This is a genomic window from Candidatus Methanocrinis alkalitolerans (assembly GCF_029167205.1).
Classification (GTDB): Archaea; Halobacteriota; Methanosarcinia; order Methanotrichales; family Methanotrichaceae; genus Methanocrinis; species Methanocrinis alkalitolerans.
This window is the reverse complement of sequence record NZ_JARFPL010000066.1, coordinates 1-6,358: the sequence shown is the minus strand read 5'-3', so window position 1 is coordinate 6,358 and position 6,358 is coordinate 1. Positions and strand designations below refer to the sequence as shown.

Sequence of the window (6,358 nt, the reverse complement as noted above, 5' to 3'; positions counted from 1 at the left end):
TGAGCTGGAAAAAATTAAGATCATGGTCTTGCCGAATGGAGAGAAGATGGCCACTGAGATATCCAAAAAACAGCGCGAAATCCTGGATGCTCTTCATATGTGTGCCTAAACGCTGGGGAGGTCAGGTTCAACCTGCTCCGCATTCCTCCCCCCTTTCATGGTGGGGATACATCTAGCAGCGTCTATCAGGATGCTATGGCAGTTCAAGGTGTTGAATACTCAGCTCAGCAACCCAGTCGAACCCTCAGCGATCGTCTTTCACCCTTCGAAGACGTCTTGATCCAGGACTCCACCATCGTCAGGTTACACTCAAAGTTGGCAAAGATCTGGCTAGCCACTGGACCTCGAAAACCCCGACGACAAGCCCGGCAAGAAAACCAGTCCTCGCCGAGAGGATGGCGGTTATGAGACCCCTGCCCCTCCGGCTCAAAGCCGACATCCTCTGCCACCAGGAGGTGAACGGCCAGGATACGGAAGGCCAACCCCGCCGTCAGCTGGCCCTGGAACAGCTGGTCGGGGGGACGCATGGTGGTTGCGGAGTTCGACCCCCCCCCTGACGCCGATGGGACTGGCAGGGTATCTCGATGGGGATCTCTTTCCAGTCTCATAGAAAACATACATATCCTCCATCACCAAACCAGGGACTACATGACGAACTACAACGTCCTTCTGGAGGGCGCCTGGCTGGTCAGAGACGTCAAATCCACCGACGACGCCATCGGGGTCGCGATATCGGAGGCGGGAAAGAGGCTGAACAACAAGAAGCTCGACTTCGTGGAGGTGGAGGTGGGCCAGACGATCTGCCCCGCCTGCGGCGAGTCCCTCGACGGCGTCTTCATGGTGGCGGGAACCGCCCTCGTCGGCCTCCTATTCGAGATCAAGGTCTACGACGCCGAGAACGAGGAGCACGCCTTCAGGATCGCCAAGGCGATGGTGGGAAAGGCCCTGGGTGCAGTCCCCCTGAAGCTCGTGGAGACGGAGGAGATGGAGGGCGGAAGGTCCGGAAGGCCGACGAGGTCGAGATAGAGAAGATCGATATATGTAGAGATGGTGCAGGTCGATGTAGGTCGAGATGAAAGATCATCCAATGGATCAGACCCGCTCCCTCTCCCACTCCGCCACCCGCGCCCTGATGATCACCCGGCTCTTCGCAGCGTCGGTGACCACCAGCTCGTCTCGGATCCACTTCGGAAGGAAGGATAGAACCCCGCTCCTCCCCCCCTCGCGAAACCGCCGATCGCAGAAGAGGATGACGCCCCGCTCCGAGGCGTCTCTGATCACCCTCCCCGCCGCCTGAAGCCCCCGATTTATCGCAGGGAGGGTGTAGGCGATGAGCATCCCGTTCTTCTGGCCGTACTTCCTGACGTAGTACTGGTTGGTCTCCCTCTGGATCTCGTTATAGAAGCCCAGGGGCAGGCCGACGACGGCGACGCCGCTCAGCGCCTCGCCCTTGTAGTCTATGCCCTCGGCGAGCTTTCCGCCGGATACCCCCAGGAGGACTGCGCCGCGCTTCTTTGCCGCCCGGAAGAAATCTTCCAGGATCGCCGGGACGTCCTCGGCGTTCCTAGGCTCGGAATAGAGCATCTTTCCGACCTTCCTTGCGGCTGCCTTGCAGGTCGCCTCGTACTGGTTCATCATCGAGTAAGATGTGAAGAAGACGGCTACGTTTCCGGCGACCTCTTCGATGATAGCCTCGATGTGCTCTGTTATCTCCCTTTTATTTCCGGACTCGTCTCTTTTTTCAAGCTGCGTCGTCGCGGTCTTGGCGACCAGAAGGAGCCTGTTCTCCGGGGGGAAGAGGTTTGGCAGGCTGATCTTCTTCGCCCTATCCTTCTCGGCGAGGAGGTAGAGCTCGTAGGCCTCCAGGGGCGAGAGGGTCCCGCTGAGCATCACCGTGGCGTTGACGTTGTCCGTCACCCTCCTCACCAGCGGGGCGGGGTCAACGTTGTTCACCTCCAGCCACGCCCTCTTCTTATCGCCGGTGCCGGCGACGGTGATCTTCCTCTGGTAAGACAGGTCCCTCTCAGCCATCTCCATGTCCCCGAGGAAGAGGAGAACATGAGCGAGGCTGGGCTCGATATCGCCCTGAAGATTTTCGCGGTCCCCCTCGGCGAGTTCCAGCTCCGCCACCATCACCGCCACCTCCGTCGCCGCCGAGAGCGCCTCTTCTACGTCGTCAAACCCCCGATACAGGAAATCCCTGAATAGGTCCGCATCCAGGAGCTCTTCTCCCTCCTGCATCCTGACCTGGCGGCTCTGGATGTACTTTCGAAGCCTCGGAAGAAGGGTCCTGACCACCTCCACCCCCTTCAATCGGGACGAAGCGTCGAGGGAGGACTCCTGGAGCCTCGACTGGCCCATCGACTGCTGATACTTCTCCACCTCCTTCTCGGCGAGGTCGATCATCCTCGGAGAGAGGACCCTGGTATTTAAGGCCCTGACGGCGTCTCCCAGGTTGTGGGCCTCGTCGACGAAGAGGGTCAAAGAACCCCGGTCCATCTCCAGCCAGTCGAAGATAATCTCCTGGAACTCGGGGCTGAAGAGGTGAGAGTAATTTAAGATTACGACGTCGCTCCCCTTGGCGGAGAGGCTCATCACCTCGTAGGGGCACAGCTCCCGACACTCTCTGATGAAACGGTCCGGAGGCCTGATCCCGCCCCTGAGGTCGTCCACCAGGTCCAGGATCGGACCGGAATGCCTGAAGTGGGGCTTGCCCTGAAGCTCGAAGACCTCTCTTGTCATCATATAGTAAGGGCAGAAGGTCCTGTACCCCGGAACTGACTGGTGGGCGCTCTTATCCTGGGAGGGGTCGTAGAACTTCCCCCCCACCTCTCCGAGCCTTGCGATCATCTTCCTCTTCGTCCATTCCCGGAGCCTGGCACATCCGGCGTAGACGGACTCTCCGGAGAACTCGTCGGCGAGGGGGCACATCTTCTGTTTGCCCACCATGTATGCTATGGTGGGTCGGTGCCTCGTCTTCGACCAGATCTTCGCGATCTCGTCGAGGTATACGTCTATCTGGCTGACGGTTCTCACCGCCACCGCGATCTTTCCTGGTGCCGCTGCCAGGGCTGCGGAGATGCAGCTGGTCTTTCCGCTCCCGGTGGGGGCGTCGATCATCAAGACCGCATGCTCCCCGCCTCTCACCGTCCCATAAACGTCGTCGAGCATGGCGTCCTGATAGGGCCTCAGCGACTCGTAGGGGAAGTAGTCCAGATACACGATGCCCCCTTTTCAGCTTAAAGGTGATAAAGGCTATCCAACAGCCTCCGACCATCTCCTGATCCCCTTCTTCCGACTCGGCTTAGAGGGTTTCAATTAAAAAGGTTTAAATGTAATTACGATATATGATATCCAGGGAGTACCATGAGAAACGCGATCGCTCTTTGCCTTTCCCTCATGACCGCCGCCATCCTGGCGGTGACCGCCGGAGCCTCGCCGGCGTTTCAGGACGGTTTTATCACCGGATATCTAGAGGTAACAGGGGAAGGCCAGACCGAGATAGTCAGCTCCAATATCGATCGCTGGAAGGGGTTTTCCAACACCGAAGTCCTCTACGGTAAGGGTTCTATAGACTACTTCTCGACCGGCGTATGGAACCAGTCCGCAGGAGTTTCGACGATAGATCGTAAGATCGAATTTCCCAAGGGTCTCCTGGTAAACGTCCAGCATTTCGATTCTTCTAAGGTCTTCAAGGGGTCGGGGGTGGACATATCCAACGTCAACGTCGTATCCTCCTACTCGGGGATGGACCGGATGGTCATCTCGCCCAACGCCACCACCTTCGACGTCAAGAGCGAGTTCAGCGGTATATGGAACCTGGAAGCCTTCAGAAACGACATCAACCGGAAGATCGATACCAAGACAACCCTAGACGGGAAGTTCGAGATAAATAAGGAGCTCATCTTCAGGTGATCCGCGGCGGGGGTGCGTAGGGATCGCCCCCTGAGCCACCCTAGCGTCCTCTCTGAGACTCATTTAAATTAATTATCAACTTAAACGGGGAGTTATAATGGGACTATTAAACCGCATGAGCACTGTGGTCAAGGCCAAGATGAACACCATCATGGACAGGGTCGAAGACCCCAACGAGACCCTCGACTACTCGTACCAGAAGCAGCTGGAGCTCCTCCAGAACGTGAAGAGGGGCGTCGCAGAGGTCGCCACCTCCAAGAAGAGGCTGGAGCTACAGAGGGCGAAGCTCGCCATGAAGATAGACCAGCTCGACAGTCAAGCGAGGGAGGCGATAAAGGGCGACCGGGAGGATCTGGCGCGTCAGGCCCTGGTGCGGAAGTCTGCCCTCACGGTCCAGATCGAGGGGCTCGACCGGGAGATAGCCGACCTCGCGCGCGAGCAGGAGAAGCTCGAGGCGACAGACCGGAGGCTCACCGCCAAGGTGGAGTCCTTCAGGGCAAAGAAGGAGACGATCAAGGCCCAGTACTCCGCCGCCGAGGCCCAGGTGAAGGTGACCGAGTCCCTCACCGGGATCAGCGAGGAGATGGCGGACGTGGGCCTTGCGGTCCAGAGGTCCGAAGACAAGATCGAGACGATGAGGGCGAGGTCGGCTGCCCTCGACGAGCTGGTGGAGCGAGGGACCCTGGAGGAGTTCGCCGGGGGAGACGAAGTCGAGAGGGAGCTGGCGCGTATCAAGGCCAAAAGCAGCGTCGAGGACGACCTCGCGAGGCTCAAGGCGGAGGAAGGGAGATGATAATCAGGATCATGGGGGAGGGGCAGTACCGGGTATCGTCCGCCCTCCTCGACGACCTCAACCTCATCGACGACCGGATCGTCGAGGACGTGGCCAAGGAGGACGAGGCGGGCTATAGAGAGGATCTCTCCCGCCTCATCCAGGCGATAAAAGAGAAGGGCGAACCGATTAGATCCGAGGAGATCCTCGAGTCGGACGTCATCGTCCCCCCCGAGGACCTGACCCTGGAGGAGGCGGAGAGGGTCTTTCGGGGGTCGGGTCTTATTCCCATGTAAAACCCCACCCCCTGGTATTTTCTTTTGCACTTCATATCCCGCTTTGTCACATGTCGAATCATATCGTCCAAGGAGATCCTCATCCTTGGAATACTAAGATCTTCTGCCTCCGCATCGCAGTCCTCCTCTTAGTACAACTCCTGTACTCTGAGGAGATGATGCAGTACGCATAAAACCTTTCTTGAGAGGGCAACGGCTGCGATGTTCGTTCCCTTTTTCACCTTATCCTAAAGAAGAAACTCTTAAGCTTCGACCTACCTTTTATTCTGGCAATGACGTGAGCGACTTTTACGAGAATCCGCCTTATATATGTCCTGAGCCTCTCTTGGTTACGCTTCTCATGTATATCTTTTCCGCCGATTGATAAAACGACGGAACGAGTCCACAGCAAGCAGCAAGCTGTTCGGCCTTTGGTATGTAAATCCCCCGTTCAAGTTATGCTGTAGCAACTTTTGTGACGACATACCCAGATCTTTCAAGGGATCTTATCATAGCTTGTTCCCGGTTCTTCGTCTTTCTCTGATAAACCACTTCAGCACCTACGTCTTTATAAGGCACTTGAAATTTCATTGTCCTGTACACATCGATCAATATCCTATGGCCGAGGGCCACTAGAGCTCGCTTTCTCCCTCTTCTCTTTGCAATGTTGTTGTACATAGCGCTGTAAGCTGAATCCTTGGATCTCGATGCCGCCCAGGCGACCTCAGTGAGAGTCGCTTTTAGAAACTTGTCGCCTTTCCTTATCTTGGAGTTCTTCTTAACCCCTGCACTCTCATTGTTCCCGGGACAAATTCCAGCCCATGATGATAAATGAGCTTCATCAGGAAACTGCGACATATCAGTACCGATCTCGGATATGATTGAAGCCGCAGAGATGTTACTTATCCCCGGGGAATGGTCTGGATCAGGCTGGACTGAACATGAAAAGAGACCATTCGAATTTGAATCTCCTCATCGAGGTTTTAGATCTGGTCAGCTAAGAACTCTATGTGATCCAAGTGCATCTTCAGAAGGAATCGATGATGCCCGGTAACCCGACCATCCAGAGCCTCGACGAGCAGGTCCATCTTGCTTCTGAGCCTACCATGGGTCATCTCAGCTATCTCTTCTCTGGAAAGATCGTCTTTCTCCATAAGAGCGTGGATTATCCTCATCGAAGATACACCGTCGATCTTCGACACCACGGATCTGAGCTTGATGTTCGCATCTTCTAAAACTTTCTGGATACGATTCTTCTCAGCAACCATAGTAACTATTCAGCCACCATGGCCATATAACGCAATTCCTTCAGAGACGCCCTCACAATAGGGTTCGGTTAAGTGGCAGCTGAAGGAGGAACATAGGGCTTTCCCTCAAACGCACCTTGAATTGCATC

Annotated in this window: 9 protein-coding genes; 5 read left to right on the top strand and 4 right to left on the bottom strand. The window is 56.2% G+C overall.

The features are described from left to right. Positions 1-404 precede the first annotated feature (404 nt). Both P0O24_RS12160 and P0O24_RS12155 read left to right on the top strand, forming a co-directional pair. Positions 405-557, top strand: coding sequence for a hypothetical protein (locus P0O24_RS12160; RefSeq protein ID WP_316970024.1), 153 nt, complete (start codon positions 405-407; stop codon positions 555-557). 91 nt (positions 558-648) lie between these two features. Continuing rightward, on the top strand, positions 649-1,026 hold the full coding sequence (locus P0O24_RS12155) for a DUF555 domain-containing protein (protein WP_316970023.1): 378 nt from the start codon (positions 649-651) through the stop codon (positions 1,024-1,026). Between the two features lie 66 nt (positions 1,027-1,092). Here the strand turns inward: P0O24_RS12155 and P0O24_RS12150 are convergent, their stop codons facing one another. Continuing rightward, on the bottom strand, positions 1,093-3,222 hold the full coding sequence (locus P0O24_RS12150) for an ATP-dependent DNA helicase (RefSeq protein ID WP_316970022.1): 2,130 nt from the start codon (positions 3,220-3,222) through the stop codon (positions 1,093-1,095). 144 nt (positions 3,223-3,366) lie between these two features. Here P0O24_RS12150 and P0O24_RS12145 point away from each other — a divergent pair, with 144 nt between their 5' ends. The 3 genes from P0O24_RS12145 to pspAA all read left to right on the top strand — a co-directional run bounded on the left by P0O24_RS12145 (position 3,367) and on the right by pspAA (position 4,983). Continuing rightward, the gene (locus tag P0O24_RS12145; protein ID WP_316970021.1) at positions 3,367-3,915 is read left to right on the top strand and encodes a hypothetical protein; all 549 of its coding nucleotides are present in this window, start codon (positions 3,367-3,369) and stop codon (positions 3,913-3,915) included. A gap of 97 nt (positions 3,916-4,012) precedes the next feature. Beyond that, a complete protein-coding gene (locus P0O24_RS12140) occupies positions 4,013-4,708 on the top strand; it encodes a PspA/IM30 family protein (protein WP_316970020.1) in 696 nt (231 codons plus the stop codon). Further along, complete coding sequence (gene pspAA / locus P0O24_RS12135; RefSeq protein ID WP_316970019.1) at positions 4,705-4,983, top strand: PspA-associated protein PspAA; 279 nt, start codon at positions 4,705-4,707, stop codon at positions 4,981-4,983. The genes P0O24_RS12140 and pspAA overlap by 4 nt, the downstream gene beginning before the upstream one ends. A gap of 303 nt (positions 4,984-5,286) precedes the next feature. On the opposite strand, the gene P0O24_RS12595 is transcribed toward pspAA, so the two are convergent. From P0O24_RS12595 to P0O24_RS12125, 3 genes are all read right to left on the bottom strand, one after another. Continuing rightward, positions 5,287-5,400, bottom strand: a complete 114-nt coding sequence (locus P0O24_RS12595) for a transposase (RefSeq protein ID WP_394356788.1) — start codon at positions 5,398-5,400, stop codon at positions 5,287-5,289. A gap of 18 nt (positions 5,401-5,418) precedes the next feature. Next, positions 5,419-5,820 carry a transposase gene (locus P0O24_RS12130; protein ID WP_316970018.1) on the bottom strand — a complete coding sequence of 134 codons (402 nt, stop codon included), beginning with the start codon at positions 5,818-5,820 and terminating at the stop codon, positions 5,419-5,421. 125 nt (positions 5,821-5,945) lie between these two features. Further along, a complete protein-coding gene (locus P0O24_RS12125) occupies positions 5,946-6,230 on the bottom strand; it encodes a hypothetical protein (protein ID WP_316970017.1) in 285 nt (94 codons plus the stop codon). Positions 6,231-6,358 lie beyond the last annotated feature (128 nt).

Coding starts and splice junctions, on each gene's coding strand:
- P0O24_RS12160 (WP_316970024.1), top strand. CDS start 405: ATGAGACCCCTGCCCCTCCGGCTCAAAGCCGACATCCTCTGCCACCAG.
- P0O24_RS12155 (WP_316970023.1), top strand. CDS start 649: ATGACGAACTACAACGTCCTTCTGGAGGGCGCCTGGCTGGTCAGAGAC.
- P0O24_RS12145 (WP_316970021.1), top strand. CDS start 3,367: ATGAGAAACGCGATCGCTCTTTGCCTTTCCCTCATGACCGCCGCCATC.
- P0O24_RS12140 (WP_316970020.1), top strand. CDS start 4,013: ATGGGACTATTAAACCGCATGAGCACTGTGGTCAAGGCCAAGATGAAC.
- pspAA (WP_316970019.1), top strand. CDS start 4,705: ATGATAATCAGGATCATGGGGGAGGGGCAGTACCGGGTATCGTCCGCC.
- P0O24_RS12130 (WP_316970018.1), bottom strand. CDS start 5,820: ATGTCGCAGTTTCCTGATGAAGCTCATTTATCATCATGGGCTGGAATT.
- P0O24_RS12125 (WP_316970017.1), bottom strand. CDS start 6,230: ATGGTTGCTGAGAAGAATCGTATCCAGAAAGTTTTAGAAGATGCGAAC.